The organism is Brevibacillus sp. FW306-2-1A-C05A (assembly GCF_058781555.1).
Window position 1 is genome coordinate 1 of record NZ_JBYSWV010000017.1, and the last position, 26,846, is coordinate 26,846.

A 26,846-nucleotide genomic window follows, 5' to 3' on the forward strand; every position below is an offset into this window, starting at 1 on the left:
GGGAAGTAGCTCAGCTTGGTAGAGTACTTGGCTTGGGACCAAGGGGTCGCAGGTTCGAATCCTGTCTTCCCGACCATGATTTGCCCAAAGATTCGTAACGAAATTGCCGGGGTGGCGGAATGGGCAGACGCAACAGACTTAAAATCTGTCGGGAGTTTCTCCCGTACCGGTTCAAGTCCGGTCCTCGGCACCATATAAGTCAGATGCGGGTGTAGTTCAATGGTAGAACTCCAGCCTTCCAAGCTGGTCGCGTGGGTTCGATTCCCATCACCCGCTCCATACACAAAAAGCAGGGAACCAATCGGCTCTCTGCTTTTTTGCAATAAAAAAGATGATTCAGCTCGAAACAGCGCTTGCGGCCAAGCTTGGGCAGAACCGTTTGGCCGAGGCAAAAGCGACGCAAGAACAAAAGCAAGGAGGAAGCACACACAGAAAAAGACCTGTGAGACGAGGCGGCGATATCGCTTCAGCCTTGCCACAGGTCCTTTTGCACGCGGGCGCGAAAGCGAGTGTGCAAGCGTGTGCGTATAGGCCCAGCCCCAAGCTCGCTAATTCGCCCAAGCCCAATAGGAAACGCCCGCAAACGGGGCTTAAGAGCACGAACGTTTTCATCATCTATAGAGGGACAGACTGCTGCATAAAACAGATGTCGAAAGCTGTCTGACGTTTTCAGTGGTAGAAACATATGTTTTCGTGTACAGTAAGGCTAAGGTCGCTTACCGAACGAATAGGTAACGGATCTCTTGCATTGCCTCCTGAATCTCAGGAGGCTTTTTTGCGCGGAGAAGCGGAGAAAATGAATGCTTTCACGTAGATACCGCTGCCTGGACGGCTGCTTCTTCTGGCGATAAAATCGGCAGCGACACGACGAAACGGGTACGATTTTCGTTGGAATCACAATGGATGGTGCCATTATGTTTGTCGATAATGTTTTTGCAGATAGACAGACCGATGCCTGTCCCATTTTGCTTGGTCGTAAAGAACGGTTGGAACAAAATCTCGACAATGTCGGGAGGAATCATTTCTCCGTTGTTTTCCACGCTCAAATAGAGCCAGCCATCCGAAGCGGTGGCAATGACGTGGATGTACTTGTCTGTTCGATTTTGCACAGCGTCGATCGCATTGTTCAACAGATTGACGACGACCTGCTTTAAGCCTTCCTCATAACAAGCCAGGGCGCAGGAGTGGACTTGTTTTTCAAAGCGTATGTTTTCTCCTACCAGTCGCGGAGTAATGAGCGTTTCTACTTCGGCGAGCAGTTGCTCAACTTGGACAGTTTTGAAAATTTCATCTAAAATCGGTTTTTTGGAGAAGCTGAGAAAACCTGTTATTTGCCGGTGCAAATTTTCGAATTCATGCATCACGACTTGAATGTACGTCTGCAGTTGTGCCTGCTCCTGCGTAGACTCGCTAATCAGCTTGAGAAAGCCTTCAATCGCGCACAGCGGATTGCGCAGCTCATGCGCCATGTTGGCGGCGATTTTCCCCAGCATGGTCAGTTTGTCATTGTGCAGGTAGGAAATCGTTTCTTCCTTTTGCACGAGCTCCTTGTTTATCATCTGCTCGAAATGATAGACAGCCCAGAACACACTCTCATCCATCGCCTTCCCCAGTTGTCGCTCCAGATAGTGCATCTCCTGCGGAGAGAGGGACCATTGTTGCAGTTCAGGCTGAAGCACGCGCCAAAAGACATTTCGATACAACTGATACGTACGCAAAATGGAGGAAAAGGGGAACTCCTGCGAACGCAGCCACTCTCCCATATCCAGTGCCCAGTTCTGCATGTCCTGATCTACGTCTTCCACCAGATAACGGGCTAAGAGCACAGTTCGTTTCTCCGCAAAATCACGAGGAATGGTTACAGGAATTTCCATACTGCGAACAATTTCCTGTAACCATATCGTAGTAATTCTTGGAGCCAAATCTAAAATTTTCCGTGAAACGTTCAATAGATTAAGCGTCACAGTCTCCACCATCGCATTATCCACCCCACTAAAATCGTAAGGGAAAAGGGTAAGATTAGACAAGGTATAATTATCCCGATTTCGCGATAAAATGTTTTTTTGTGGGATTTTTTTATTGACAAAATCCGCTGAAATACGCCTTTATTCGGAAAAATATTCAATCATGAGTCCGATTCTAGTCGCATAAAGTAGAATGGACAAACATTTACATGGACCAGGGAGGCAGGGATGGGAGAGCATTTTTGGCTGGGTCTGGTGCATATTTTCATGATTGATCTGGTGTTGAGCAGCGACAATGCTGTCATCATAGGTATGGCTTGTCGGGGCTTGCCTCTGCGGGAGCGAAGCCGTGCTGTCCTGTATGGAACGATCGGGGCTGTTGTCCTGCGAATCGGGTTGACGGGCGTGACGACCTGGATGCTAGATATTCCGCTTGTCAAGGCGGTCGGGGGAGGACTGCTCTTATGGATTGCCATCAAGCTGATGGTGAGCAACCAGGAGGAAACGACAGAGGTAGCGCATAATCAGACAATCGGCCAGGCGGTCAGAACGATTATATTGGCGGATTTTGTAATGAGCCTGGATAATGTTTTGGCGGTTGGTGGAGCGGCGCATGGCGATATATGGCTGGTTTTGCTTGGACTGGGAATGAGCATTCCGCTGTTAATGTGGGGAAGCACATGGGTCGCCAGGCTTATGAACCGTTTTCCAGGCCTGGTCATTCTCGGCGGCGGGGTGTTGGCCTTTACAGCGGTGGACATGTGTCTCGAAGACCCGTACGTGTGGAAATGGATCAATCCGCTGATGCTTAACCACATGTGGCTCCCGGCCATTGCCTCGGCAGCGATCATGCTGTGGGGACGGATGAAAAGGGCCTGAAGAGGTAATGAAAGGAAGCGATACTGGGGAATACTACAAACAAAGTAAACATCGCTGGAAAGGAACCGTTGCACATGAACACAAATCTCTTGATGCTATGGGGATACTGGGATGAAATCTACCAACGGTGCACCAGACTTACCTACATCGAAAAAGGGAACAACATCTTCCGGGTCGTTCCCTTGCGTTATCGGGGGGAGACATTACGCACGTCAGACGAGCGGACCATTCATGACGGCGATCTGATTTTGAAAATACATATTCACAACTATTACTTTGCTACGCTCTGCCGGGGAGTGCAGGACGAGCTGCGGGTCGCCTTGCTGTTGCGCAGGCATATTTTGCAGTCGCTGCCCAGGTTGGCCGCCTTTCTGGAAGCGATGGAGGAGCGGGAGCAAATCAAAGGAATCGTAGGCACAACCATGCTGCACAAAGGAGTCGCCCCGCTGGGCTTTTCCATCTCGGACGTGCCGATGAACTGGTTTTTCCGCTACAAGCGTTGGTACTTGCGGCTCATGCTCAGGCTGGTTCATCCCAACGGCAAAAGACGGGTGCAGACGTGGAAGCACGACATGCCGCTAAAACGGGTCTACATGTCCAAGGAGTTGTTGCTTGCGCGTTACGGACAAGGCGCGTCGACAGGAGATACGCTTTGATGGCCAAACGTTTTTTACTGGTCACCGAGGAATGGGCAGGCAGTGGGCATCGGGTAGCGGCAGAGGCGCTTCAGGAGGTTTTGCAAAAAATGGACGGTGCGGAATCAGCCCGGGTGATCGGAGGCTTACAGACAGCCAGCCCGGGTTTGCGCGTGCTGTCCCGTTTTTTTTATTTCAACATGCTCAAATACGCCAAGCCCATCTGGCACAGCATGTACGAACAGGATGAGATGTGGGGAAAGTCGCTGTCCAAGCCGCTTGGCTGGTGGCTCTCGACGCGACTGCTTCGGCGGGTGCTGCAGGCGGAACAGCCGGACGTCGTAATTGCGACGCATGCCTACTGCCTGTCGGCGCTTGCCTATGCGAAGAAAAAGGCGGACAAGCCGTTTCGGTTGGTCAGTGTGCCGACTGATTTTCACATTAACCGCTTTTGGGTAGATCCGCAGATCGACGCTTATATGGTAGCGCATGAGCAGATGGCAGAGCGGCTGCAACGGCGCTACCAGATCCGCCCGGAAAAAATTCACGTCTGCGGCATTCCGATCCGCCATGCGTTCAGCCTGGCAGAGAAGACGGCCAGGCACGAGTGGAAAAAGCGGCTGGGAATTGCTCCGGAGCGCTTTACGGTGCTGATCGGCGGAGGCGAGGGCGGCTACGGTCAGATGGAAGAAGTCATTCGCGCTTTGCTCACAGAGGAGGAGCCGCTGCAGGTCGTCGCGCTAACCGGAAAAAATGCCCGCCTAAAAAAGCAGTTGGAGGCAGAGCAAGCGCACAGCGGCCAGCGGCACCAGCTTGTCGTCAAAGGCTTTGAAGACTGCATGTGGCAGTGGATTGGCGCGGCAGACGTGTACGTGACCAAGCCCGGAGGCATTACGTGCGCGGAGTCGCTCGCTTTGCGGACGCCGCTGATCCTGTACCAGCCGCTGCCCGGTCAGGAAAGGCATAACAGCGCTTTTCTCACGCAGCAAAACGCAGCCGTGCTGGCGAGTACGCCGCAGGAAATCCGGGAGATTATCAGGCGCTGGCGCCACTCCGATCAAAAGGATAGGATCGCCCGGCAGATGGACAAGCTAAGGCGTCCGGCAGCGGCTACCCATATCGCTGAGCTGCTTTTTCAACTGGAGTCTAAATTTGGAAATGAAAAAGGCGAATGAACAACGAAAACTTCACACATATTAAACCTACCAACGACGAGGAGGTGATTACAGATGGCTAACAACAACCGCTCTAGCAACAATCTGGTGGTTCCTCAAGCAAACCAAGCGCTGGACCAAATGAAGTATGAAATCGCTTCTGAATTCGGCGTTCAGCTTGGTCCGGACACCACTTCCCGTCAAAACGGTTCAGTGGGTGGCGAGATCACAAAACGTCTTGTTGCCTTCGCTGAACAACAATTGGCTGGCCGTGGCTAATTGCATAGCTGGATGAGGGAAGGCACCTGCGGGTGTCTTTCCTTTTTCATGCATATAGAATTATTTGGAAACAAGTTACAGAAAAAACGGCAAACTCGACCGCATATTTTCAGCGTGAGAGGCTAATTCTATAGGTGTTGGGAGGTGAAAGGATTATGACAGTTGGAGCACAAGTAAAACAGGCGCTTGCCAGCCTGAAGGGTGCGCAGGCAGATTTGGAGTCGTTCGCGCTTAGCACGCAAAACAAGCAAGCGAAGCAACTGTACACAGAAGCTGCCGAGCAAACCCAAACGATTGTGAACAACCTGCAGCAACGCGTGACAGAGTTGGAGAACGAAGAGCCACAGTACAAAGGCTTCTAGCCTGCTGTGAATGAGGGAGAGGGACTCCCTCTCTCTTGGCTTTTCTTTTAAGGGCTGACGGAGGTGGAGCATGCCTGACTGGTTCAATATTTTGCTACGCTCGCTGGGAGCGCTGGCATACTTGTTTATTCTGACGAAAATCATTGGAAAGCGGCAAATCAAGCAGCTTTCGCTCATTGAATACATCGTCGGCATTACGATCGGCTCCATCGCTGCCTTCATGGCGACGGAGATGGACGGACCGATTGTTCACAGTCTGATTGCCATGGGTGTTTTTGCGATTGTCCCTGTCCTGATGGAATGGCTGACGCTCAAAAGCAAGGTGCTGCGCGACTTTTTCGAGGGCAAGTCGACCGTTCTTATTAAAGAAGGGAAAATTTTGGAGGACAATCTGAAAAAGGAACGTCTCACGGCGGAAGATTTGCTGGAGCAACTGCGAATCAAAAACGTGTTCCGGGTAGCGGACGTGGAGTTCGCCCTGATGGAGACAAACGGGGAACTGAGCGTGCTCTTGAAGTCCGAGAACCAACCCGTGACGCCGCAGCAGTTGGAATTGACCGTGTCGCCGGCAGAAGAAAACCAGGTCGTCATTATGGATGGCGTCATCATGGACGAGCCGTTGGCGACAGCGGGCTACAATCGCCGTTGGGTGCGCACGCAATTGCAAAAAGCGGGCGTGGCGCTGGAGAACGTGTTTCTCGGCCAGGTCGACAAAGGCGGCGAGCTGTACCTCGATTTGTATGACGACAAAATTCAGGTGCCCGCCCCGCAAGCGATGAAGCTGACGTTTGCGACACTGAAAAAATGCCAGGCCGATCTGGAGCTGTTTGCCCTTGCGACGAAAAGCGAAGAGGCCAAACAGACTTATCAGCGTGACGCGGAGCAATTGCAGCAAGTCATCGACCAATTGAAGCCGTTTTTGATACGGTAAAAAAGGAGTGAGAGAAAAGTGGCGGATCAAAAAAAGAAGAATCTGACCCCCGTGCAGCAAGAGTATCAGCAGTTGGCGATGCGCCATGAGCCTAAGCGTCCGCTCGTGCGCAACTTCATCCGCGCCTTTTTCGTGGGGGGCCTCATCTGCCTGATTGGCCAGGGGATTACAGAGCTGTTCATCCGATACTTTGACTTTACCGAGAAAACGGCCGGAAATCCGACAGTCGCTGTCCTGATCCTGCTTTCGGCGCTGCTCACAGGGCTGGGCGTTTACGACCGGATTGCACAATGGGCAGGGGCGGGGACGAGTGTTCCGGTGACGGGCTTTGCCAACTCGATTACCTCAGCCGCCATCGAGCATAGAAGCGAAGGGCTGGTGCTTGGCGTCGGCGGCAATATGTTCAAGCTCGCAGGCTCTGTCATTGTGTTTGGGGTTGTTGCCGCTTTCATCATCGGTCTGTTAAAAACGTTGTTTACGATGGGAGGGTGACGCATGCGCCAGGGCCATCAGTCGTGGGTGTTTCCCTCGAAACCGGTTATTCTCGGCCACGCAGCCATCGGCGGGCCGTTCGAGGCGCAGGGACCGCTGGCAGAGGACTTCGATACGCTGCACGGAGATTTGATGATCGGGCAGGATAGCTGGGAAAAGGCGGAAAAAGTGCTGCTGGAGGAAGCGTGCTCGAAAGCCATCGAAAAAGCGGGGCTGAGGAAGGAGCAGGTCAACTTTTTTCTCGCAGGCGATTTGATGAACCAGATTATTTCCGCCAGCTTTTCCGCACGTACGCTGGCGATTCCTTTTCTCGGCATTTTCGGGGCGTGTTCAACTGCCATGGAAGGTCTGGCACTGGCAGCGCAACTCGTGGACAGCCAGGCGGCGGACTATGTGCTTGCAGCGACATCGAGCCATAACGGGGCGGCGGAAAAGCAGTATCGCTATCCGACGGAGTACGGCTCCCAGAAGCCGCCGACCGCCCAGTGGACGGTTACGGGAGCAGGAGCAGCGGTCGTCGGCAACAAAGGTAAAGGCTTGCGCATAGCAGGCGCCACGATTGGCCGAGTCGTGGACATGGGGATGACCGATCCGTTCAACATGGGGGCGGCGATGGCTCCGGCTGCGCTGTCGACGATCGAAACGCATTTTCGCGACTTCCAGCTCCCGCACGACCACTACGACCTGGTGGTAACGGGAGACTTGGGGAAAGTGGGGCATGCGATTTTGTCGGAACTATTGCCTAAACATAACGTGATGGTGCCGCTGCAGCGCTACATTGATTGCGGGAAGCTCATCTATGGAGACAACCCGAATGTCTGGTCCGGAGGGAGCGGCTGCGGCTGCGTTGCGACCGTTACATATGGCCACCTGCTACGGAGGATGAGCGCAGGCGAATGGAAGCGGATGCTGGTGGTGGCGACAGGCGCGCTGCTATCGCCCATCTCGTATCAGCAAGGGGAGAGCATCCCTTGTGTCGCACACGCCGTGGCCATCGAGTCCGAGTGACCTGGAGAGTGATAGCATGACGTTTTTATGGGCGTTTCTCGTAGGGGGAATCATTTGTGTGATCGGCCAGTTTCTCATGGATGTCGTCAAGCTGACACCGGCGCATACGATGTCATCTCTGGTGGTCGCCGGGGCGGTGCTGGACGGCTTCGGGCTGTATGAGCCGCTCGTCCAGTTTGCCGGGGCAGGCGCTACCGTTCCCATCACCAGCTTCGGCAATGCCCTCGTCCACGGCGCGATGGCCGAAGCAGAGCAGCACGGGCTGATCGGCATTGTGACCGGCATTTTTGAAGTGACCAGCGCAGGCATATCGGCGGCGATCGTCTTTGGCTTTTTCATGGCCCTGATCTTCCGGCCAAAAGGCTAAAAGAGGAAAAAGCGCGTCATATGTTACCTGTGCTGCCAAAATGCTTGAATTGAACCTACTTTCGCCAGCTAGTAGAATGGTGGCGTAAGGAGGGGATGTTCATGTCATGGATGAAAAAAACATTGACGACCCTGCTCGCGGCGATGCTTGCCGTCGCGTTTGTTTGCCCTGCTGAATCTTTTGCTGCGCCGCTCTTGAAGCGAGGCAGCGAGAGCGGGGATGTGTGGGATTTGCAGTATCGTCTGCAACTGTTGGGGTATTATACGGACCGGCTGGATGGCAGCTACGGAGCGAACACCGTCCAGGCAGTCAAAAAGTTTCAAAAAGCATACGGACTGCCAGTCGATGGCGTCGCTGGTACAAATACATGGCGGGCGTTAAAAAAAGTATCGGTCAATCGAAACGAGATGCAAATGCTCGCCCAGTTGGTCTATTCAGAAGCACGGGGAGAAAGCTTTACCGGGCAGGTGGCCGTCGCGGCGGTAGCCCTGAACCGTCTGAAGTCCAAAGACTTTCCGAACACGCTCAAGGGAGTCATTTTCGAGCCGTACGCGTTTACGGCGGTCATTGATGGACAGTACTGGTTGAGCCCCAACAAGACGGCCTACCGGGCCGCATGGGAAGCAGTAAGAGGCTGGGACCCAACCAATGGTGCGCTCTATTACTTCAATCCATCGACCGCCACCTCCAAATGGATCTGGTCTCGTCCGCAAGTCGTGAAGATCGGCAAGCATATTTTCGCCAAATAACGCAGCGCGGAACAAAAGGCTCTTGATTTTGGCGCACCATGCGCCGATCAGGGGCCTTTTTTCACGAAGGCAAACGGGTCCGGTGTACGGGGCTGCCCGGCCCAAAGCGCTATTTTTCTGTCCAAGCGGCCATTGGGAACAATTGTACATTGTGTTCCCGAAATGTTTCGATAAAATGAAACGAAAGGATTGCAAATCGCTTTTTTGGAGGATGATGATGAGGAAACAACTGATCCTGGCCTCGCTGGCAGCCTTGCTGGTCATCGGCACGCCAGTCGCAGAGGCAAAGACAAACGAGACGAATGCGACACCTTATACAGACATTGCCGACCATTGGGCCAAAAAAGAAATTGAAAAACTTTACATAGCAGGGGCTGTTGGCAACGCCGAGTCGTTCCGCCCGGACGATCCTGTCACTCGCGGCGAGCTGGTGACGATGTTTGTGAAAGCAAAGGGCATTGCGCCGGGTACGACAAGTCAGTCGCCGTTTGCCGACATACCTGCAAGCAGTTGGATGGCTCCTTTTGCGGAAACAGCTTATCGGCTCGGGATCGTCCACGGAACGAAGCAAGGAAGCCAATTGTTTTTGCAGGCTGATGAGCTTGTCACCAGAGAAGAGCTTGTGTCCATTTTGCTTCGCTCCAAGGGCGAAAGCGGTGCCGTCAACCAGGTGAAATGGTCGACGACGATCCAGACACTGGCCAAGTATCCCGATGGGCAAAGCGTGGGCAAGAGCTACCAGCGGGCATTCGTTTACGCGCTGGAAAAAGGCTTGGTCAGCCCGTATGCAGACGGTACCTTGAAGCCGAAAAACGCGATGACGAGAGCGGAAGCAGCCACGTATGCGGCGCTGCACCTGGTCAAAAGCGAGGCCGCGAAAAGTTCGCAGCAGCTTTTTAACGGAACCGCTTACAAGCAAGCGCTGACCGTCCAGACGACCGCGTACAGCAATCCGAACCAGCCGATCCTCTCGTACCTGGAGTATCCGCTGCGCGAGGGTGTCGTCGCTGTCGATCCGTCCGTCATTCCGCTGGGAAGCCATCTGTATATCGACGGCTACGGCTATGCGGTCGCGGCCGACATCGGCGGCGCAGTCAAACAGCGCCATGTCGACCTGTATTTGCCGACCTTGCAGCAAGCCCGCAGCTACGGCATGAAGCAAGGCGTGAAAGTGTACGTGCTGGATTAACGCTAAGTTTTCGAACATATTTCCTGCTCTTTCCACTCATACTAACGGTGGAAAGAGGGGATTTTTTTGTGGGGCTGGGTATTTGCCGGATTGTTTGCCTTGCTGGCGCTGCTTGCCGTCACGCCAGTGAAAATCACTTGTTACTACAGTCGAAAAGAGGAAGACGACCAGCTAGAAGTCGAGATTACGGTATGGCACGGCTTGTTTTCCCGAAAATACGAGATCCCGATGCTGCTGTTCAAGGTGTCTCCTGCCGGCCAGGAGTTGGTAGCGCAGGTGGACACGATCCAGCAAGGAAGCAAAATACAGGAGAAGGTCAAAGACTTTACCCGCAGGCAAGTGAAAGAGTTGTATCACAACTACCGGGAGCTTGTCGATCGGGTGCGGGATTTGTTGCCGCTCATCAAAGACTTGTGCAAGCAGATTCACTGCACCAAGCTGGAGTGGCATACGCTTTTGGGCACTGGGCAGGCGGCTGAGACCGGGGCACTGACCGGGATCATCTGGGGCGTCAAAAGCGTGATTGTCGGCGTCCTGTCGCATTCCATCTCGCTGCGGGCGATGCCGGCGATGAGCGTCCAGCCAGTCTGGAACGCAGCCGTCATCCAGACGACGTTTCGCTGCGTCTTTCATTTTTATTTGGGTCATTTTCTTTTGTCCTTATTGAAAATTGCGCTGCGGATCAGAAGAAGCAACCAGCGCAAATGGCAAACGACGCCATCGCAGGCGTAAAAAAGCAGAAGTCTGCTCATAGGTTCAGCATAATAACGAAAGCCAGCAGTACATGCTCTGAAATCGTTGGGGGAATGTTAACAGATGAGACATACAGGAAGGAGGAGCAGCTTATTATGGCAGACCACCCCATTCAGGGCTTAATGCGTACAGCGATGGAAAACATCAAGCAAATGGTCGACGTCAACACGATCATTGGCGATCCGGTCGAGACACCTGACGGCAGCGTGATTCTCCCGATCTCCAAGGTAGGATTTGGCTTTGCGGCAGGGGGAAGCGAGTTTCAGTACGACCAGCATCACCAGGGAATCGCAGGCCACCCTTTTGGCGGCGGTAGCGGGGGCGGCGTCTCGATTACTCCGGTTGCCTTTTTAGTGGTCGGAAAACAAGGAATCCGCTCCATACCGCTTGAAAATACGACACATCTGTACGACCGGATTCTCGATTCGGTCCCGCAGTTTGTGGACAAGATGCAGTCGCTGTTTAAAAAGCAGGAGGAACCACCTGTTCATACCCAGCCGGTAAGGGTGAGAGTAGACGAGCACGACTTGGAAGAGCTGATAGACCGGGGATAAGAAAATAAAACAGGTATGCGGCCTATGGCCAGGGCATACCTGTTTTTTATTGGCGTGGCTCGCAAGCCTTTACCACAATTGATTGAAAAACAAGCCAGTTCGCGTGGCAAAGCGGAACTGCATGCCAGAGGCTGTCGTCTGTTCGTACGGATTGGCCGACGTCGCCGCTTCATACGAGCGGGAGAACGAGGCAAACGGCTTGCTTTGCACCCGAATGACTTCCTCGCGAAAAGAGCGGGACAGGCCCGCCATTTCCTTGGCAAACCCGGGAAAGTTCGCGGACACCGCCGCACGCCAGGCCGACTCATCCAGGGCGATCTGCCCATCCGACTGTACGCGAAGCCCATAGTTGCCGAGCGCTCCGCCGGATGCTTGCGCCATCCGCGTGAACGTGTCGAGCTTTTGTGTCGCGAGTACAGGAGACTGCTCCGCCAAAAACGCATGCAGGCGGTTGTAGCCGTTGACCAGCGTGCGGGTGTGCCGCAGCAGTTGCTCCATGTCGGGCGAGATGGTGATGGCAATCTCGTTTTCCCCCGCTTGGCGCAAGGAAAGCTGCACCGCACCGTCCGAGAGCGTTACGCGATTGGACGGGCTTGTGTGCTGCACGCCATCCCACAAGTAGACAGCGTCTGATGCTTTTTGCGTGACGCGGTCCAGCCCAAGCGAGCGAACGGTATTTCCCGTCACATCCCACAGTTCAAAAGCCGCGGCGGCTCCGCTCTGCCGCGACGATACCGTCAAGGCGATGGACTGGCCTTCGGAGACGATCCGGGCGTCGAGGCCAAGGGAACTGCCCCGCAGCGCTTCCGCAATGGAGCGGAGGCTGTCCGCGTGAGAGTCGCTGGCTTGCGAATCGTAGGAAAACAGCTCCTCTTGCTCGCCCATGCGCAGGACAAATTGCTGCGGGCCTTCCAAGACGACGGTAGGAGCGTCGCCCGGCAACGCTTTGCTTGTATGGGACTGTCCGCTCGCCAGCGAGACGATGCGCAAACGGTGCGTGCCGCTCGCTGCTTGCGAATCTGCCTGGACGGCTGCCGCTTCGGGAGCAGAGGAGGCGACAGCTCGCTGGTTGATCGCGCTGTTTGGCCGAGACGGATCAAACTCGCGCGCAGCGTTGTCCAGGTCAGCAAAAAAGCGGTACAGGCGGGACAAGGAATCGGAGAGATCAGCCATCCACTGTTGCTGTCGGGTGTAGTATGGCTGCAGGCTATAGCCAAAAATCGGTTCGACAGGTGCGCCGAGCTTCGCCTGAACCATCTGGAAATGGTAGCGGCCGACTCGCTGGCTATACGGAATATGGCTGACCCGATCCAATTTCAAGTCGATCGCCTCCTTGCGAACAATTGGAATACGATGGAAATCATCGTCTGCTACTTTCCATTATAGACGATGCCTACTCCATTTCAATGAGCAGATCGCCAGTTTCGATCGCTTCGCCCGCTTTGACGTAAACGGCCTTGACTTTTCCGTCCTGCGGCGCCTGGATGGTCGTCTCCATCTTCATCGCTTCGCTGACGAGGAGGTGTTCGCCTTTGCGTACCTTGTCCCCTTCGGACACGAGCACTTTCAACACTTTGCCCGGCATCGAGGCGCCCAGGTGAGCGGAGTTTTGCGGATCAGCCTTGCGCCGGATCGTCTCCGAGACTTTGGCCGACTGGTCGCGGACGAAAATTTCCCGCGGCTGTCCGTTCAGCTCGAAGTAAATGATGCGGCGGCCGTCCGGATGCAGTTCGCCGACGGCAACCAGCTTGATAATCAACGTTTTCCCGCGCTCAATCGTAATCGCCGTCTCTTCGCCTGGACGCAGCCCGTAGAAGAACGTAGGGGTGTTCAGGACGGACAGGTCGCCGTATTCTTTCAGGCGCTGGTCATATTGCAGGTACACTTGCGGGTACATGATGTACGACAGCACATCCAGCTCGCTCGGCTCGCGTCCGATTTTTTCCACCAGCTCAGCAGCGACCTCGTTAAAATCAATCGGCGCCAGCAGTTCGCCAGGGCGAGCGGTGAAAGCGTCGCGGCCTTTCAGCACGAGCTGTTGCAAACGTTTCGGGAAGCCGCCTGGCGGTTGGCCCAGGTAGCCTTGGAAAAACTGGATGACAGAGTCCGGGAAGTCGAGGCGTTCGCCTTTTTCCCAAATGTTTTCTTCGTTCAGGTTATTTTGCACCATGAACAGGGCCAGGTCGCCGACGACCTTGGAGGAAGGGGTGACCTTCACGATGTCGCCGCACATCTGGTTGACGACAGCGTACATGCGCTTCACCTCGTCCCAGCGACCTTCCAGACCGACCGCTTTAGCCTGCTGTTCCAGGTTGGTGTACTGGCCGCCCGGCATTTCGTGGACGTACACTTCTGTGTTGCTGGCCTTCATGCCGCTCTCGAAGCCTTGGTAGTACGGGCGGACGTCCTCCCAGTAATCGGACAGCTTGTTGAACGACTCAAGCGACAGGCCCGTATCGCGCTCGGTGTGGGCGAGGCTCGCGATCAAGCCGTTCAGGCTCGGTTGCGAGGTCAGGCCGGACATGGAGCTGACGCACGCGTCGACGATATCGACTCCTGCTTCGACTGCTTTGAGCAGCATCGCCGCGCCGTTGCCGGACGTATCGTGCGTGTGCAGGTGGATCGGAATGCCGATTTCCTGCTTCAAGGCCGAGACGAGCTCATAGGCAGCGTAAGGTTTTAAAAGGCCCGCCATGTCTTTGATGGCGAGGATGTGCGCCCCGGCTTTTTCCAGCTCTTTTGCCAGGTTGACGTAGTAGGACAGGGTGTATTTCGTTTTGGTCGGGTCCAAAATGTCGCCCGTGTAGCAAATCGCCGCTTCGGCCACTTTGCCTGTTTCGCGCACCGCATCAATCGCTGTCTGCATGCCCGGCAGCCAGTTCAGGCTGTCGAAGATCCGGAAGACGTCGATGCCGTTTTCCGCAGAAGCTTTGACAAACGCCTGAATGACGTTGTCCGGGTAGTTCGTGTAGCCGACTGCGTTCGCCCCGCGCAAAAGCATCTGGAACAGGACGTTCGGGATGCGCTCGCGCAAAATTTGCAGCCGCTCCCACGGCGATTCCTGCAAGAAGCGCATGGACGTGTCAAACGTGGCGCCGCCCCACATCTCCAGGGAGAAAAGTCCCGCGCCGAGCTTGCCTGTCGCTTCGGCAATCGAGGCGAGGTCGTAGGTGCGCACGCGTGTGGCAAACAAAGACTGGTGAGCATCGCGGAATGTCGTGTCGGTCACGAGCACCTGCTTTTGCTCCTGAATCCAGCGGACGAGGCCAGCGGCGCCTTCCTTGTCCAAAATTTGCTTCGTGCCGTCCGGATACGGCTGGGCAAACGGCGTGCGCGGAATGCGCGGAGTGTCAAAGTGCGGCTTTTTGTCCGGCTTTGCCATGCCCGGATAGCCGTTGACAATCGTGTTGCCGATGTACGATAGTAGTTTCGAACCCCTGTCCTGACGACCGGGGAACACGAACAGCTCCGGCTTTGTATCAATGAAGGAGGTGTCGTAGTTCCCGCTGAGGAAATCAGGATGCGTCACGACGTTCTCCAGGAAAGGCAGGTTGGTTTTCACACCGCGGATGCGGAATTCGCGCAGCGTTCGAAGCATTTTGCGCGCGGCCTGGTCAAAGCTGGTTCCGTACGTGGAGATTTTGACCAAAAGCGAATCGTAAAACGGTGTGATGATCGCGCCGGGATAGCCGTTTCCGCCGTCGAGACGGACGCCGAAGCCACCGCCGGAGCGCCAGGCTGACAGGCGGCCAGCATCGGGCAGGAAGTTGTTTTCCGCATCTTCGGTCGTTACGCGACACTGGATCGCATAGCCGCTCATTTGAATCTGGGACTGCGAGGCGATCCCGATTTCCGGATCGGAGAGGGCGTGTCCTTCCGCGACGCGGATTTGCGACTGCACGATGTCGATGCCGGTAATCAGCTCGGTAATCGTATGCTCCACCTGAATGCGCGGATTGACTTCAATGAAGTAAAAGCGCTTGTCCGGCGTGAGCAAAAACTCGACCGTCCCCGCGTTGGAGTAGCCAGCTTTTTTCATGAGGGTGAGAGCGGCCTGGCAAATTTCTTCCCGCAGGTTGTCGTCAAGAGAAAGGCTTGGCGCCACTTCCACGACTTTTTGGTGGCGTCTTTGGACGGAGCAGTCGCGCTCGTACAAATGCACGATGTTGCCGTGGTTGTCGCCCAGTATTTGCACTTCGATATGTTTGGGCTGTTCCAGATAGCGCTCCAAATACACTTTGGCGTTGCCAAACGATGAACGTGCTTCGGATCGGGCGCGATCAAGCGACTCCTGCAGCTCGTCCTGGCTGCGCACGATGCGCATGCCGCGGCCGCCGCCGCCGGAAACCCCTTTGATGATGATCGGATAGCCGTACTCTTTGGCAAACAGAAGAGCTTCCTGCAGCGATTCGATCGGCTCCGGCGTCCCTGGAATGACCGGAATTTGCGCTTCGATGGCAAGCTTGCGCGCTTCTACCTTGTCACCGAATTTTTCAATCAGTTCAGGAGAAGGTCCGATGAAAATGATCCCTTCCTCCTGGCAGCGCTTGGCGAAATCGGCATTTTCGGCGAGGAAGCCATACCCTGGGTGGATCGCATCGATATCGTTGCGCTTGGCGATCTCGATGATGCTGTCGATATCCAGATAGGCTTCAATCGGGCCTTTTCCGGCACCGACGAGGTAGGACTCGTCCGCTTTGAAACGATGAATCGAGACGTTGTCTTGCTCGGAGTAAATCGCGACAGTGCGAATGCCGAGCTCAGTGGCAGCGCGGAAGATGCGGATCGCGATCTCGCCGCGGTTTGCTACCAGTAACCGATTGATCTTTCTCTTTGCCAAATTTCTCTCCCCCTCCGTCTCATGACGAGACATGAAAAAATATATATAGCATAAATATACAAAATTTTCGCTATACAAGACACCCTTTTTTCTTTTTCACCATCAGCGAACAGATTGGAGTGAGTCCATGTGCAAAAGCAGCTTCCCGTTTTCGTTTACGGCACATTGCTAAAAGGTTTTCACAATCATGCGCTTTGCGTCAAGCCGTTTCCCCATACGGAAGCCAAGGCGACGATCGAAGGAGAAATCTATCATTTGCCAGAAGGCTATCCCGGCTTGCTGCTGGGGGAAGGGGCGGAAGTGACAGGCGCGATTCTTGACTTTGCCCCTGAGGTGTACGAAAAGGCATTGGCTGTCCTCGACGAGCTGGAGACGTATTATGGACAGGGGGACCCGCGCAACGAGTACGAGCGGACTGTCGTTGTTGCCCGTTTGGCCGAAACGGGGCAGGAGGTGCCCGTGTACGTCTATCGCTACCTGGACCATGACTACGTGAGACAAGCCGGGACCAAGGTAGAGCACGGCGACTGGCGGAGGTTTATGGAAGAGGCGGCTGAATAGCAGAGGCGCGTTTTGCCAAAACTGGTAGGGTAAAGGAGGGACCCTGCCATGGAATTGATGAATGCGAACCCTGCGCAAATCTGGCGCTTGCTGATTCCGCAAAGCTTCTGGATGTTTTCCGAGGAAGTTCCCGAAGACGAACTGATCTTCCATTATCGCGACCATATTTATTTTGTGAACCAGGATGGCTCGGTCTTGGCGCTGCCCAAGCCGGCCTGCTTTGAGACGCTGGATATGGGCACGCTGCTGGAGTATTTGGCTACGTCTGACGACACGATTGACTTTGACGACGAGGGCCAGTTTGACTACGGCTTTGTGCTGAAGCAGATGGGCTACATCGTCCCCGTCAGGGAGAAGCGGGAGAAGGCTACCTATCAGATCGAAATTATCAACACCGCCCTGCCAAAAGCGCACGGAACCCGCTACGAGATGAAGCATGTCGACTTCGTCTTCGCCCTCTATCACGCGCTGATGCGTTGCCACGAGCTGAACGCGAAAACCGACTGGGAGTACGAGCACGAAGTGAAGCGGATCGTGAAGGGCGATGCCAAATCGTCGGGGAAAGTGCAAGTGAATCTGTAATTTCTACTATTGGCATAGTGAAAAAAAGTGAATGATAGGGTATGATAAATGAGGTACATATGAAAGATTTGGTGAGGAGGAAGAAATCATGACAACTGCTGTTGAACGTCAAGGCGCATTTGTTTTCAAAGGGGGTCCTGTAACCCTGCTCGGTCCGGAAATCAAAGTGGGAGATACTGCTCCTAACTTCACCGTAGTAGGCGGCGACCTGTCCCCTGTTACACTGGACGATTCCAAAGGAACCGTGCGCATCATCTCTGTAATCCCGTCCATCGACACTGGCGTTTGCGACGCGCAAACTCGCCGCTTCAACGAAGAGGCTGCCGGTCTGGAAGGCGTAACTGTGCTGACTGTATCCGTTGACCTGCCATTCGCGCAAAACCGCTGGTGCGGTGCTGCTGGCATCGACAAAGTGAAAACTGTCTCTGACCACAAAGACCTGTCCTTCGGTACGGCTTACGGCGTAGCGATCAAGGAGTTCCGTCTCTTGTCCCGCGCTGTTTTCGTTGTCGATGCAAACGACAAGGTTGTCTATGCAGAATACGTGCCTGCTGCTGGCGAGCATCCAAACTACGAAGCTGCGATCGCTGCTGCGAAAGCTGCGAAGTAAGTTTCGCGCCATAAGCTGGTATTGAGGAAACCCCCTGTTCGTCCTGAAGACGAGAGGGGGTTTTTGCTTTTGCTGCGGTTGGGCCAGAGCGTTTTCTGTGTTTGGAAAAAAGGCTTGACGATTTTAGTAACCAGTGGTTATATTATTACCAACGGTTACTAACCACTGGTTACTTCTTCGGTGGACATCAGATCAGGAGTGAAGCTTAATCATGGCAAGCAGACAGGAAGTACGTTCAGAGGAAACGAAGCGCGCCATCCTTGCTGCGGCGACAGCGCTTTTCGCGGAGCGGGGATTCGAAGCCGTCTCGATTCGCGAGATCGCCAAGGCCGCAGGCTGCTCCCATACGACGCTCTACATTTATTTCAAAGACAAGGAAGCGCTCCTGCATCAGCTCTCCAAAGGCCCGCTGCAAAGCCTGGCCGAGCAGATGGAGCGCACGCTGGCAGACGAAGCCGTACCCCCCGAGGCGAAGCTGCGCGAAATCAGCCGACAGTTCATCCGCTTTTGCCTCGGCAACCGCAACATGTACACGCTGTTTTTCATGGTGAAAGCATCCCGCATCGACGTCGAGCAGCCGGAAAAAGAGCTCCAGGCGCTGCGCTCGCATTTGTTTGCGCTGCTGCGCCGGGCGATGCAGCTCTCCTTGCCCGAAGAGGTCGGGGAAGCGGAAGCGCTTGCGTTTTCACGGATTTACTTTTATACGTTGCACGGCATTGTCGGGACTTATACGCATTCAGAGGAAACGCTGGACGGTCTGCTGGAGAGATTGGCCCCGACGTTCGATCTCGCTGTCGACGTCATCCTCGCGGGCAGCAAACAACTGATGACAAGGAGTGGTTGAAGATGAAAGCAGAGCAAATCTCGGCGCATATATGGTGCATCAAGGCGTGGATGCTGATTCCCGTGCGCGTCTGGGCGGTGCTGGAGGAGGACGGCGTGACCCTGGTCGATGCGGGGATGCCGTTCATGGCAAAAGGCATTGCGGCTTTTTTGAAAAAACAGGGCGCGGGCCCGCTGAAGCGCATCTTGCTGACGCACGGCCACTCCGATCATGTCGGGGCCGTCCAAAAGCTCGTCGCGGCGGAGCAAGTGCCAGTGTATGCGCATCGGATCGAGATTCCGTACATGGAAGGCCGCGAGCTGTACCCGCGCCGCAAAAAACGGGAGTTCAACGTACAGGCTGGCCTGGCGCAGCCGCTGCCGGAAGCAGAAGGCGGAGGATTGGCCGCCATCGCCGGACTGCAGCCGTATTGGACGCCAGGCCATTCGCCAGGGCATGTCGTCTACTATCACGAGCAGGATCGCGTGCTGTTGGCGGGCGACTTGTTTACGTCGAAGCGAGGCAGGCTGCATCGTCCCATGCCGATGTTCACCGCTGACATGACAGAGGCGGTGAAAAGCAGCCGGATTTTGCGCCAGCTTCAGCCGCTGCGGCTGGAAGTATGCCATGGCGATGCCGTGCACAATCCCGCCGAGCAACTCGACGGGTATTTGGCCGAAATGTCCCGCACCTTTTCCATTCCGGCGAGCACGCTACAGTAGGGACAAAAGCGCAAAGCTCAGTCGTGCGACAGTCTTTTGCTCATCAGGACGCTGCGGTAGTTGGTCGTGCTCCACTGCGCGTACGCGATGAAGCGATAGCCTTTTGCCGCGTAGTAGCGTCTGAGATGTTCCGCCCCTTCGGCCGTATCCAGCGCAAGTTCCGTGGCCCCGTCCGCGATCGCCAGCTCTTCTGCGCGCTGGATGAAGAGGCTGCCGATGCCGTGCTTGCGATAACGGTGATCGACAGCGAATTGGCCGAATTTGGCGACGAACGGCTCGTCGTACCAGGGCGTGCCTTTTGTCTTGGCTGGCGGATAGTAAGAAATGGTCGCGATGATTTGACCGTCAAGCAAGCCGACGAGACAGGTAGCGGAGGCGATTCTTTTCGCGGTAGTGGCTGCGTCCTGGCTCGCGGCGACAAAGTGGAAACCCATTTCGGCAAGCGTTTGATAAGCGGTGTTCAACAGGCGGGTCAATGCTTCCAGCGAGTCACGCTGCGGATCAAACTCGCGAATGAGCAGGCCGGAGCGTTCACTGACAGACGGTTCGGTCATCCTTATCTCTCCATTCTTTTGCGAGGCGCATGGCCGCGCCTCCAGGTGAATTTACTAGATAGAATAGCACGAATTTCCAAAAACGGTTGAAACGAATCGCTCTTTTTTTCGTCTAATGGGAGAGGTGATTGGATGAAAAAGGTAGAAAGGATAGCCGCGCTGTACGTGGCAACTGCCTTGCTCTTGGCAGGCTGCCAGATTGGCTGGGTCCATCAGCCGCATTCGCAACAGCTCGCCCAACCGCCGGAGCCTGTCATCGCGTGGCAAGGAAAAACAGCGGCGACGGTTCCGACCTCATCCTGCTGGAGCTACGAAAACGAGGCGGTCTGCAAAGATATGGCCGCTCCCCCGGAAGTGATCGGCGAACAAAAGCCCAAGCCGCTGCAGGTGAGTCCGGGAGCCGTGCTGACGGTTACGTTTTCGCCCCCGCCTACTGATGAATCGTTGACGGTTGCGCAATGGATCGGGACGAAGCGAATCGAGCAATTGCTGGAAAACGGCAACCAGTGGAAGGTGCCCGAGCAGCCAGGCTGGTATTTGTTCGACGTGCGCGGCCAGTGGAGCCAGGGAGATGCGGGACATGCCTTCGTGATTGAGGTCAGGCAAAACGGGCAGCAGCGCCCGCTGTAGCAGAAGCAGGTTGTCCTTGCGGCGGGTCTTTTTGCTATACTGGACAGCAGGGAATGCAGGGAAGACCTAAAGGAGAGACAACATGCAGGAAGAATTGATACGCTTTACGGCGGACGAGGCAGATGAGGGCCAGACGGTACGGGAAGTGCTGCAAAAGCGCTACGGTGTGTCGCGCCGCTTGCTGATCCGGGCCAAATTCAAAGGAACGATTACGCGCAACGGCACGCTCGTGTTTGTGAACGAACGGCTGCAAGCCGGGGATGAACTGGCTGTCATGGTAGACATAGAGGAAGAAGAGACGGTGGCTCCCGAAGAAATGCCGCTATGTATCCGCTACGAGGACGAGGACTTGATGGTGATCGCAAAGCCGGCCGGCCTGGTCGTGCATCCGACGGGCAACCATCCGGGAGGCACGCTTGCCAACGGTGTGATCGCCTATTGGAAAAAGCGCGGCGAAGCGAGAAGATTTCGCGCCGTCAACCGTCTGGACAAAGATACGTCTGGCTTGATGATTGTCGCGAAAAATCAGTGGGCGCACGAGCAGTTCAGCCGGATGCAGCAGGACCGGACGCTGCACCGCTATTACCAGGCGATTGCCGAGGGGATCATCGCTTCGGAGGAAGGGACGATTGATGCGCCGATCGGGCTTGCGGAAAACTCCTTTATCACGCGGCAGATTCGGCCGGATGGACAAGCGGCCGTCACGCACTATCGCGTGCTGGCTCGCGGTGACGGCATGACGTTCCTGGAGCTGAAGCTTGCGACGGGGCGCACCCATCAGATTCGGGTGCACATGCAGAGCATCGGGCATTCGCTCGCAGGCGACGACTTGTACGCAGGCGGGCGGGAGCATATCGGCAGGCAGGCGCTGCACGCTGCGCGGCTGTCTTTTGTCCACCCGCGCAGCAAGGAGACGATGGCGTTTGCAGAGCCGCTGCCAGACGACATGCAGGCGTTGTTGCAAAAGTTTTTTCCCGCGCTGCCTGTGCATGACAAGGAAGGGATGTAGCCGAAAAAATTCGGCAATTTCCTCTGGAAAGCTGAAAGCGTTTTCGATATGATAGAAGAAACAGAAAATACGCTGGTTGTCTGCGGGGAAAAATCCCGCAAGATTTTTTTCGGTAGCAGACAGACCCAGCTTGCGCCTGACGCATGTTTCGGCATAGTTGACAAGAGCTAGGGGGAACCCTCTTGTTTGTCATGCACCGGATGAGCGAACGGGGTGAGCTGGGTTTTTTTGTTGTACAGATAAGCATGGATAAGATTTTTATCCAGTAAAAGGGCAACGAAGGCTGTGCCAATCATTGACGCAGCCAGGATTGCTCACCCAAAGAAAAGGAGTGGAGCGCATGAAAGTAGTCTCCTATCGGCCAGACGAGCAAACGGCGTGGCGGGCAGGGCTGCTGCTTGGCGAAACAGTCAGGGACATCGCAAGCGCACTTCCAGGCGCGCCGAGCACGATGCAGGAGCTGCTGGAGCAGTGGGACGCGTGGAGGGAGCGGCTGGCGTCGATTTCCGAAAGCGCACCTGCTTCCGAAACAGACGTGGCGTTGCAGGGGGTGCGTCTTGGATCGCCGTTGCCGCGTCCCGCCAGCTTTCGCGATTTTTACGCCTTCGAGGCGCATGTGAAAACGGCGCGAGCACGCCGCGGGCTGGAGATGATTCCCGAATGGTACGAGTTTCCCGTCTTTTACTTTTCCAACACGGCGGCTTTTAGCGGACCGGAGGCGAGCATTCGGCGGCCGAAGACGACCCGGTGGCTGGACTACGAGCTGGAAGTGGCTTGCGTCATCGGCAAGGCGGGGACGGATATCCCTGTAGAGCGGGCGCACGAGCATATTGCGGGCTACTCGATTTTAAACGACTGGAGCGCGCGCGATATCCAGCGCGAAGAGGTCAAGGTCGGGCTGGGGCCAGCCAAAGGCAAAGACTTCGCTACCTCGATGGGGCCGTGGCTGGTGACACCAGACGAGCTGGAAGCTGTGCGTGTGCCGGGGGAAAAAGGCGACCGCTACGATCTCGCGATGGTGGCGCGGGTGAACGGCGTGGAGTACTCCCGCGGCAATTTGCGCGACATCCACTATACGTTTGCGGAAATGATCGCGCGCGCCTCGCAGGATTGCATGCTGTATCCGGGCGATGTCATCGGCTCCGGCACGGTTGGCACCGGCTGCATTTTGGAACTGGGGCCGGAACAGCACGGCTGGCTTGCGCCGGGCGATGTGGTCGAGCTGGAAGTCGAGCGCCTCGGCGTGCTCGTCAATACGATCAGCGAATAACGATGGAAAAAAGGGGGAAGCAGGATGGCTTTTTATCACCGCATGGGAGAAGTGCCGCAAAAGCGACACACGACTTTTTACAAGCCGGATGGAGAGCTGTACCGTGAGCAGGTCATGGGCACGAAAGGCTTTTCCGGGATTCAGTCGATTCTCTATCACCACAACCCGCCGACACAGGTGCGCGAGACGCGCAAATACGCGGACGTGCGCCTGGAATTTGTGGAGCAGGCGGATTTGAAGCATCAGCATTTCAAGACGTTTGACTTGCCGCCAGGGGGCGATCCGATTTTTGGCCGCCGCTATTTGCTCGGGAACAGCGACGTGGTCATGGGCGTCTGCTCGCCGACTGAGCCGATGGACTATTTTTACCGCAATGCGGACGGGGACGAAGTCGTGTTTGTCCACGAGGGCGAGGGCGAGCTGCAGACGATCTTCGGCACGATTGCGTACAGACCTGGCGATTATCTGGTCATCCCGATCGGCACGACGTACCGGATCGTGCCTGCGGTGCAGAGCCGCTTTTTGGTGATCGAGTCGCAAAACGAAATCGTCGCCCCTAAGCGCTATCGCAACGAGCACGGGCAATTGTTGGAACATTCGCCGTTTTGCGAACGGGATATACGCGTGCCGGAAAAGCTGGTGACGCACGTGGAGAGCGGCGACTTCGAAGTGCGCGTCAAACGGCAGTCCGTCGTCTACAGCTACTTTTTCGACTTCCATCCGTTTGATGTCGTGGGCTGGGACGGTTACTTGTATCCGTATGCGCTGAGTATTCACGATTTTGAGCCGATTACCGGCCGGATTCACCAGCCGCCGCCAGTCCACCAGACGTTTGCCGGACAAAACTTCGTCATCTGCTCGTTCGTCCCGCGCCTGTACGACTACCATCCGCAGGCGATCCCCGCGCCTTACTACCACAGTAATGTCGAGAGCGACGAGGTGTTATACTACGTCGACGGCAACTTCATGAGCCGAAAAGGAGTCTACGAAGGTTCGATTACGCTGCACCCGATGGGAATTCCCCACGGGCCGCACCCTGGCAAGGTGGAGGCCAGCATCGGCAAAAAAGAAACGAAGGAGCTGGCAGTGATGCTCGATACGTTCCAGCCGCTTTACGTCACGAAAGAGGCGTTGGCGGTAGAGGACGAAGCGTACATGTCGAGCTGGCTGCCGTCCGAGTGAACGACGTAAAAAGGCGGGATAGGAATGGAAATCGCGATTCGCGAACTGGAGCGACAGGACAAATACAAGCTGTTGATCGGCTGCATCATTCCGCGGCCGATCGCATGGGTAACTTCGCACGATGACAAGGGAGTCGTCAATGCCGCTCCCTTCAGCTACTTCAATGTCGCGAGCATCGAGCCGATGATGGTTTCTGTCGCCGTCATGCGCAAGCCGGGCAGCGTCAGAAAAGATACGGCGCGAAATATTTTGCAGACAGGCGAATTTGTCGTCAATATGGTGGACATCCACAATGTCGATGCGGTCAACCAGACCTCGGCAGACTATCCGCCAGACGTAAGCGAGGTAGACGCGCTCGGGCTGGAGGTTGGCCCGTCTGCGGCGGTCAAGGTTCCAAGGCTGCTTTCGTCGCGCATTCATTTTGAATGCAGGCTGCATCAGATTGTCGAGCTTGGCACCCCCACCACCTCCGATCTCATCATCGGTGAGGTCGTGCATGTGCATGCTGCCGACGAGCTGTATCACGCGGGCAGGATTGACCCGCACGCCTTTGCGCCTGTGAGCAGGCTGGCGGGGCATTCGTATGCGACGCTGGGCGATTTGTTTGACCGTCCGCGTCCTGTCTACGATCCTTCCGCTGGGTCCAAATAGCGCAGATGTTGTGCAAACAGAGAAAAACCGTTCCGGTGTGCGGCTGGAACGGTTTTTCTCGTGTCCGCTCGCGATCGCTAGTTCAGGCCGGGATAGCGGGAAATGGCGTCCGGCCTGATCCAACTGTTGTAGTCGGAGGCGGTCCCGGCATTGGCAGGCGTGCCGTAAGGGGTGGCGTTCGGCTCCAGCCCGAGCGGATGAACCACGCTTTGCTGGTAGTACAGCTCGCGATCGCTTTGAATGTAGGAGCGGTCCTGCCAGCCAGCCGGGGAGCATCCGCCTGTGAACAGGACCAGCAACAGGAGCACAAGTAGCGGCATAGTCGATCACCTCGTATGTAGCGTGACTTTTCTGTCCCGATTTCATACGGGCGAAGCGCATATCCGTCCAGGGACGGAGGACAAATCCCTCTGCGGGCCATTTTGCCGCTGGGCGCTCTCGGGTATCCTTAAAGACATAGAAGGCAAGCGGACACTGCAGAGAGGAAGGAATGGTACGATGGAAAGACGTCTATATCGCTCTTCGCAAGATAAACGATTGTTTGGGGTTTGTGGAGGGATCGCCCAGTTTTTGCGCGTGGACTCGACGCTCGTGCGCGTAGGGGTCGTCATTTTGACCGTTTGCACGGGAATCCCGATTTTGCTCTACATCCTTTTGGCGATGATTATGCCAAAAGAACCGCACTGGGCTTACGCGGGTGACGGGTTCGGCATGTACGATGCTCCGATGGCAGGACGTGCGCGCATGAACGACCTCGATTCGGAAATCGATCGCCTGGAAAAGCGGGCGCTGGTGCAGGAAGTTTATCGCCTGCGGGAAGAACTGAGCAAGTACAAAGGCTTGTAGAAAGTCGAGGGGAGAGGCTTCCTGCCGCGTGCGGGGGGCCTTTTTCCTATGCCGACAAGGCACGTCTCTTTTTTGCCGACACAAGAAGCCCTTCCTGGCGTTGTCGGCGGCGAAAAATCAGCGGAACGAAATCGGCAACTTCTGCGCTTTTCGGCATAACTTGTAAGGTGGGAGAATGTACATAGGGAGGGAGAAGCAGTGTATCTCGGCGTGTTCGATTTGAATCAGCGTTTGGAGCAAACCCGCAAAATGCTGCGGGAAAAGCAGCACCTGAAAAAGCTGATTGAAGAAGACATCCAAGAGCTTGAGAAAGATGTCCAGGCATTGGAAGCGATGACGAACAAAGAAAAGTACGCAACCAGCGGCCAGTGATAACCGATCGCTGACAACGACAGAAGGTCCCCAAACAGCAAAAAGTGGCGACTGCGCAAAAGGCAGACGGCCACTTTTTACATTGGTCCCGGATGGGGAAAGCAAAAGCTTGCCTGTCTACAGGCTGCTGCGCAAAAGGAAGAGAGACTCGGGCAACGGAATCGAGCCTTTTTGCCCCCGAAAGCTGCCCGCCGCCGCCGCGCAAAAGCGGGACGGCGGCATCACGGCGTTTTGGCGTTTCGCTAATTCGCATCTGCACCCGCGTCCGTGCAGACAGCGGCAGCGAGCAGTTTCTCGACGATCCCGGGGAGCAACTGAATCGCGGCGCTGTCGGTTCCGTACGTCTGGCTGTCCGCATAAGTGCCTTCCATCAGCAAGATCAGCGTGTAGGCCAGCTCGCGCGGATTCGCTGCGCCGAGGGCGACAGCGCGCTCCAAAAAGGCGTCGGAAATCCGCTTTTGATGCGCGCAGACCAGCTCGCGCACAGGATGGGCAGGGTCGGGAAACTCTACGGCGACGTTGAGGAAGCAGCAGCCGCGAAACTGTTTGGAGGACGCGCGGGCCGCCAGATCGGCAAAAAATTGGACGAGCTGTTCCCGCGGCCGCTCCGGATGCTTCGCCATGCTTTCCTCCCACTCTTGCCAGAAGGCCGCCTGCTTTTTTTGCATGTAGGCGAGGATCAGCGCTGTTTTCGAGGAAAACTGGCGGTAGACGCTCATTTTGTTCATTCCGGCCCGCTCCACGATGGCGTCGACACTGACGGCGTGGATGCCTTCCTGGTAAAAAAGCTCCTCGGCCGCCTGCAAAATCATTTCCTGCGCTTTTTCGCGGGGGACCCGGACTCGCTTCGTGGACGTCATCGGCGAATCAGACCCCAT

Annotated in this window: 31 protein-coding genes and 2 tRNA genes; 27 read left to right on the forward strand and 6 right to left on the reverse strand. The window is 55.7% G+C overall.

The window, feature by feature from the left end:
- The first annotated feature begins 105 nt into the window (after positions 1–105).
- Both AC3WJN_RS12255 and AC3WJN_RS12260 read left to right on the forward strand, forming a co-directional pair.
- A tRNA-Leu gene (locus AC3WJN_RS12255) sits at positions 106–193 on the forward strand.
- 12 nt (positions 194–205) lie between these two features.
- A tRNA-Gly gene (locus tag AC3WJN_RS12260) sits at positions 206–279 on the forward strand.
- Between the two features lie 527 nt (positions 280–806).
- Here the strand turns inward: AC3WJN_RS12260 and AC3WJN_RS12265 are convergent.
- Entirely contained in the window at positions 807–1,976 is a 1,170-nt protein-coding gene (locus tag AC3WJN_RS12265) for a sensor histidine kinase (protein WP_221843266.1), read from the reverse strand.
- 216 nt (positions 1,977–2,192) lie between these two features.
- Here AC3WJN_RS12265 and AC3WJN_RS12270 point away from each other — a divergent pair, with 216 nt between their 5' ends.
- The 13 genes from AC3WJN_RS12270 to ytfJ all read left to right on the forward strand — a co-directional run bounded on the left by AC3WJN_RS12270 (position 2,193) and on the right by ytfJ (position 11,316).
- Positions 2,193–2,843 (forward strand): TerC family protein, encoded by a 651-nt coding sequence (locus AC3WJN_RS12270; protein ID WP_005830914.1) that lies wholly within the window; start codon positions 2,193–2,195, stop codon positions 2,841–2,843.
- A 74-nt stretch (positions 2,844–2,917) separates the two neighbouring features.
- Positions 2,918–3,499 carry a YkoP family protein gene (locus AC3WJN_RS12275; protein ID WP_005830916.1) on the forward strand — a complete coding sequence of 194 codons (582 nt, stop codon included), beginning with the start codon at positions 2,918–2,920 and terminating at the stop codon, positions 3,497–3,499.
- Positions 3,499–4,653: an MGDG synthase family glycosyltransferase gene (locus AC3WJN_RS12280; protein WP_005830917.1), complete on the forward strand. Its 1,155-nt coding sequence runs from the start codon at positions 3,499–3,501 to the stop codon at positions 4,651–4,653. The genes AC3WJN_RS12275 and AC3WJN_RS12280 overlap by 1 nt, the downstream gene beginning before the upstream one ends.
- A gap of 54 nt (positions 4,654–4,707) precedes the next feature.
- Entirely contained in the window at positions 4,708–4,911 is a 204-nt protein-coding gene (locus AC3WJN_RS12285; protein WP_005830919.1) for an alpha/beta-type small acid-soluble spore protein, read from the forward strand.
- A 155-nt stretch (positions 4,912–5,066) separates the two neighbouring features.
- Positions 5,067–5,273 carry a DUF1657 domain-containing protein gene (locus AC3WJN_RS12290; protein WP_005835427.1) on the forward strand — a complete coding sequence of 69 codons (207 nt, stop codon included), beginning with the start codon at positions 5,067–5,069 and terminating at the stop codon, positions 5,271–5,273.
- A 70-nt stretch (positions 5,274–5,343) separates the two neighbouring features.
- Positions 5,344–6,204 (forward strand): DUF421 domain-containing protein, encoded by an 861-nt coding sequence (locus AC3WJN_RS12295; protein WP_197187543.1) that lies wholly within the window; start codon positions 5,344–5,346, stop codon positions 6,202–6,204.
- Between the two features lie 18 nt (positions 6,205–6,222).
- A complete protein-coding gene (spoVAC, locus tag AC3WJN_RS12300) occupies positions 6,223–6,696 on the forward strand; it encodes a stage V sporulation protein AC (RefSeq protein WP_005835430.1) in 474 nt (157 codons plus the stop codon).
- 3 nt (positions 6,697–6,699) lie between these two features.
- Positions 6,700–7,704, forward strand: coding sequence for a stage V sporulation protein AD (spoVAD, locus tag AC3WJN_RS12305; RefSeq protein WP_492329274.1), 1,005 nt, complete (start codon positions 6,700–6,702; stop codon positions 7,702–7,704).
- Between the two features lie 16 nt (positions 7,705–7,720).
- On the forward strand, positions 7,721–8,071 hold the full coding sequence (gene spoVAE / locus AC3WJN_RS12310) for a stage V sporulation protein AE (protein WP_005835433.1): 351 nt from the start codon (positions 7,721–7,723) through the stop codon (positions 8,069–8,071).
- A 101-nt stretch (positions 8,072–8,172) separates the two neighbouring features.
- Entirely contained in the window at positions 8,173–8,820 is a 648-nt protein-coding gene (sleB, locus tag AC3WJN_RS12315; protein ID WP_025848941.1) for a spore cortex-lytic enzyme, read from the forward strand.
- Between the two features lie 217 nt (positions 8,821–9,037).
- Positions 9,038–10,009 carry an S-layer homology domain-containing protein gene (locus tag AC3WJN_RS12320; protein WP_007784641.1) on the forward strand — a complete coding sequence of 324 codons (972 nt, stop codon included), beginning with the start codon at positions 9,038–9,040 and terminating at the stop codon, positions 10,007–10,009.
- Positions 10,010–10,075: 66 nt separating this feature from the next.
- Positions 10,076–10,741, forward strand: coding sequence for a DUF2953 domain-containing protein (locus AC3WJN_RS12325; protein ID WP_007784639.1), 666 nt, complete (start codon positions 10,076–10,078; stop codon positions 10,739–10,741).
- Positions 10,742–10,857: 116 nt separating this feature from the next.
- Positions 10,858–11,316 carry a GerW family sporulation protein gene (ytfJ, locus tag AC3WJN_RS12330; protein ID WP_005835438.1) on the forward strand — a complete coding sequence of 153 codons (459 nt, stop codon included), beginning with the start codon at positions 10,858–10,860 and terminating at the stop codon, positions 11,314–11,316.
- A gap of 69 nt (positions 11,317–11,385) precedes the next feature.
- Here the strand turns inward: ytfJ and fliD are convergent, their stop codons facing one another.
- Together fliD and pyc are read right to left on the reverse strand one after the other, a co-directional pair.
- Positions 11,386–12,636: a flagellar filament capping protein FliD gene (fliD, locus tag AC3WJN_RS12335; protein ID WP_005835439.1), complete on the reverse strand. Its 1,251-nt coding sequence runs from the start codon at positions 12,634–12,636 to the stop codon at positions 11,386–11,388.
- Positions 12,637–12,709: 73 nt separating this feature from the next.
- On the reverse strand, positions 12,710–16,156 hold the full coding sequence (gene pyc, locus AC3WJN_RS12340) for a pyruvate carboxylase (protein ID WP_007784636.1): 3,447 nt from the start codon (positions 16,154–16,156) through the stop codon (positions 12,710–12,712).
- 129 nt (positions 16,157–16,285) lie between these two features.
- On the opposite strand from pyc, the gene AC3WJN_RS12345 reads away from it, so the two are divergent.
- From AC3WJN_RS12345 to AC3WJN_RS12365, 5 genes are all read left to right on the forward strand, one after another.
- Positions 16,286–16,717, forward strand: coding sequence for a gamma-glutamylcyclotransferase family protein (locus AC3WJN_RS12345; protein ID WP_005835440.1), 432 nt, complete (start codon positions 16,286–16,288; stop codon positions 16,715–16,717).
- Between the two features lie 48 nt (positions 16,718–16,765).
- Positions 16,766–17,299, forward strand: a complete 534-nt coding sequence (locus AC3WJN_RS12350; RefSeq protein ID WP_005835441.1) for a hypothetical protein — start codon at positions 16,766–16,768, stop codon at positions 17,297–17,299.
- A gap of 88 nt (positions 17,300–17,387) precedes the next feature.
- On the forward strand, positions 17,388–17,909 hold the full coding sequence (gene tpx, locus AC3WJN_RS12355) for a thiol peroxidase (RefSeq protein WP_005835444.1): 522 nt from the start codon (positions 17,388–17,390) through the stop codon (positions 17,907–17,909).
- A gap of 211 nt (positions 17,910–18,120) precedes the next feature.
- A complete protein-coding gene (locus AC3WJN_RS12360) occupies positions 18,121–18,753 on the forward strand; it encodes a TetR/AcrR family transcriptional regulator (protein ID WP_005835446.1) in 633 nt (210 codons plus the stop codon).
- 2 nt (positions 18,754–18,755) lie between these two features.
- Complete coding sequence (locus tag AC3WJN_RS12365; RefSeq protein ID WP_005835447.1) at positions 18,756–19,454, forward strand: MBL fold metallo-hydrolase; 699 nt, start codon at positions 18,756–18,758, stop codon at positions 19,452–19,454.
- A gap of 17 nt (positions 19,455–19,471) precedes the next feature.
- Here the strand turns inward: AC3WJN_RS12365 and AC3WJN_RS12370 are convergent, their stop codons facing one another.
- The gene (locus AC3WJN_RS12370) at positions 19,472–20,008 is read right to left on the reverse strand and encodes a GNAT family N-acetyltransferase (RefSeq protein WP_005835448.1); all 537 of its coding nucleotides are present in this window, start codon (positions 20,006–20,008) and stop codon (positions 19,472–19,474) included.
- Positions 20,009–20,140: 132 nt separating this feature from the next.
- Here AC3WJN_RS12370 and AC3WJN_RS12375 point away from each other — a divergent pair, with 132 nt between their 5' ends.
- The 5 genes from AC3WJN_RS12375 to AC3WJN_RS12395 all read left to right on the forward strand — a co-directional run bounded on the left by AC3WJN_RS12375 (position 20,141) and on the right by AC3WJN_RS12395 (position 24,750).
- On the forward strand, positions 20,141–20,638 hold the full coding sequence (locus AC3WJN_RS12375; RefSeq protein ID WP_005835450.1) for a hypothetical protein: 498 nt from the start codon (positions 20,141–20,143) through the stop codon (positions 20,636–20,638).
- A gap of 82 nt (positions 20,639–20,720) precedes the next feature.
- The gene (locus tag AC3WJN_RS12380; protein WP_005835452.1) at positions 20,721–21,647 is read left to right on the forward strand and encodes an RluA family pseudouridine synthase; all 927 of its coding nucleotides are present in this window, start codon (positions 20,721–20,723) and stop codon (positions 21,645–21,647) included.
- A 340-nt stretch (positions 21,648–21,987) separates the two neighbouring features.
- The gene (locus tag AC3WJN_RS12385; RefSeq protein WP_005835454.1) at positions 21,988–22,917 is read left to right on the forward strand and encodes a fumarylacetoacetate hydrolase family protein; all 930 of its coding nucleotides are present in this window, start codon (positions 21,988–21,990) and stop codon (positions 22,915–22,917) included.
- 24 nt (positions 22,918–22,941) lie between these two features.
- Positions 22,942–24,099: a homogentisate 1,2-dioxygenase gene (locus AC3WJN_RS12390; protein WP_005835456.1), complete on the forward strand. Its 1,158-nt coding sequence runs from the start codon at positions 22,942–22,944 to the stop codon at positions 24,097–24,099.
- Positions 24,100–24,123: 24 nt separating this feature from the next.
- Positions 24,124–24,750 (forward strand): flavin reductase family protein, encoded by a 627-nt coding sequence (locus AC3WJN_RS12395; protein ID WP_007784630.1) that lies wholly within the window; start codon positions 24,124–24,126, stop codon positions 24,748–24,750.
- 77 nt (positions 24,751–24,827) lie between these two features.
- Here the strand turns inward: AC3WJN_RS12395 and AC3WJN_RS12400 are convergent, their stop codons facing one another.
- Positions 24,828–25,070, reverse strand: coding sequence for a hypothetical protein (locus AC3WJN_RS12400; RefSeq protein ID WP_005835460.1), 243 nt, complete (start codon positions 25,068–25,070; stop codon positions 24,828–24,830).
- Positions 25,071–25,248: 178 nt separating this feature from the next.
- On the opposite strand from AC3WJN_RS12400, the gene AC3WJN_RS12405 reads away from it, so the two are divergent.
- Together AC3WJN_RS12405 and AC3WJN_RS12410 are read left to right on the forward strand one after the other, a co-directional pair.
- The gene (locus tag AC3WJN_RS12405) at positions 25,249–25,596 is read left to right on the forward strand and encodes a PspC domain-containing protein (RefSeq protein ID WP_007784626.1); all 348 of its coding nucleotides are present in this window, start codon (positions 25,249–25,251) and stop codon (positions 25,594–25,596) included.
- Between the two features lie 198 nt (positions 25,597–25,794).
- A complete protein-coding gene (locus AC3WJN_RS12410) occupies positions 25,795–25,968 on the forward strand; it encodes a hypothetical protein (RefSeq protein WP_005835464.1) in 174 nt (57 codons plus the stop codon).
- Between the two features lie 242 nt (positions 25,969–26,210).
- Here AC3WJN_RS12410 and AC3WJN_RS12415 read toward each other — a convergent pair whose 3' ends face one another.
- Complete coding sequence (locus tag AC3WJN_RS12415) at positions 26,211–26,846, reverse strand: TetR/AcrR family transcriptional regulator (protein WP_007784624.1); 636 nt, start codon at positions 26,844–26,846, stop codon at positions 26,211–26,213.

Coding starts and splice junctions, on each gene's coding strand:
- AC3WJN_RS12380 (WP_005835452.1), top strand. CDS start 20,721: ATGCAGGAAGAATTGATACGCTTTACGGCGGACGAGGCAGATGAGGGC.
- spoVAD (WP_492329274.1), top strand. CDS start 6,700: ATGCGCCAGGGCCATCAGTCGTGGGTGTTTCCCTCGAAACCGGTTATT.
- spoVAE (WP_005835433.1), top strand. CDS start 7,721: ATGACGTTTTTATGGGCGTTTCTCGTAGGGGGAATCATTTGTGTGATC.
- AC3WJN_RS12375 (WP_005835450.1), top strand. CDS start 20,141: ATGAAAAAGGTAGAAAGGATAGCCGCGCTGTACGTGGCAACTGCCTTG.
- AC3WJN_RS12320 (WP_007784641.1), top strand. CDS start 9,038: ATGAGGAAACAACTGATCCTGGCCTCGCTGGCAGCCTTGCTGGTCATC.
- AC3WJN_RS12290 (WP_005835427.1), top strand. CDS start 5,067: ATGACAGTTGGAGCACAAGTAAAACAGGCGCTTGCCAGCCTGAAGGGT.
- AC3WJN_RS12350 (WP_005835441.1), top strand. CDS start 16,766: ATGGAATTGATGAATGCGAACCCTGCGCAAATCTGGCGCTTGCTGATT.
- AC3WJN_RS12390 (WP_005835456.1), top strand. CDS start 22,942: ATGGCTTTTTATCACCGCATGGGAGAAGTGCCGCAAAAGCGACACACG.
- AC3WJN_RS12295 (WP_197187543.1), top strand. CDS start 5,344: ATGCCTGACTGGTTCAATATTTTGCTACGCTCGCTGGGAGCGCTGGCA.
- AC3WJN_RS12405 (WP_007784626.1), top strand. CDS start 25,249: ATGGAAAGACGTCTATATCGCTCTTCGCAAGATAAACGATTGTTTGGG.
- AC3WJN_RS12385 (WP_005835454.1), top strand. CDS start 21,988: ATGAAAGTAGTCTCCTATCGGCCAGACGAGCAAACGGCGTGGCGGGCA.
- tpx (WP_005835444.1), top strand. CDS start 17,388: ATGACAACTGCTGTTGAACGTCAAGGCGCATTTGTTTTCAAAGGGGGT.
- AC3WJN_RS12370 (WP_005835448.1), bottom strand. CDS start 20,008: ATGACCGAACCGTCTGTCAGTGAACGCTCCGGCCTGCTCATTCGCGAG.
- AC3WJN_RS12400 (WP_005835460.1), bottom strand. CDS start 25,070: ATGCCGCTACTTGTGCTCCTGTTGCTGGTCCTGTTCACAGGCGGATGC.
- sleB (WP_025848941.1), top strand. CDS start 8,173: ATGTCATGGATGAAAAAAACATTGACGACCCTGCTCGCGGCGATGCTT.
- AC3WJN_RS12285 (WP_005830919.1), top strand. CDS start 4,708: ATGGCTAACAACAACCGCTCTAGCAACAATCTGGTGGTTCCTCAAGCA.
- AC3WJN_RS12280 (WP_005830917.1), top strand. CDS start 3,499: ATGGCCAAACGTTTTTTACTGGTCACCGAGGAATGGGCAGGCAGTGGG.
- AC3WJN_RS12395 (WP_007784630.1), top strand. CDS start 24,124: ATGGAAATCGCGATTCGCGAACTGGAGCGACAGGACAAATACAAGCTG.
- AC3WJN_RS12365 (WP_005835447.1), top strand. CDS start 18,756: ATGAAAGCAGAGCAAATCTCGGCGCATATATGGTGCATCAAGGCGTGG.
- AC3WJN_RS12415 (WP_007784624.1), bottom strand. CDS start 26,846: ATGGGGTCTGATTCGCCGATGACGTCCACGAAGCGAGTCCGGGTCCCC.
- AC3WJN_RS12360 (WP_005835446.1), top strand. CDS start 18,121: ATGGCAAGCAGACAGGAAGTACGTTCAGAGGAAACGAAGCGCGCCATC.
- AC3WJN_RS12275 (WP_005830916.1), top strand. CDS start 2,918: ATGAACACAAATCTCTTGATGCTATGGGGATACTGGGATGAAATCTAC.
- AC3WJN_RS12270 (WP_005830914.1), top strand. CDS start 2,193: ATGGGAGAGCATTTTTGGCTGGGTCTGGTGCATATTTTCATGATTGAT.
- AC3WJN_RS12265 (WP_221843266.1), bottom strand. CDS start 1,976: ATGGTGGAGACTGTGACGCTTAATCTATTGAACGTTTCACGGAAAATT.
- ytfJ (WP_005835438.1), top strand. CDS start 10,858: ATGGCAGACCACCCCATTCAGGGCTTAATGCGTACAGCGATGGAAAAC.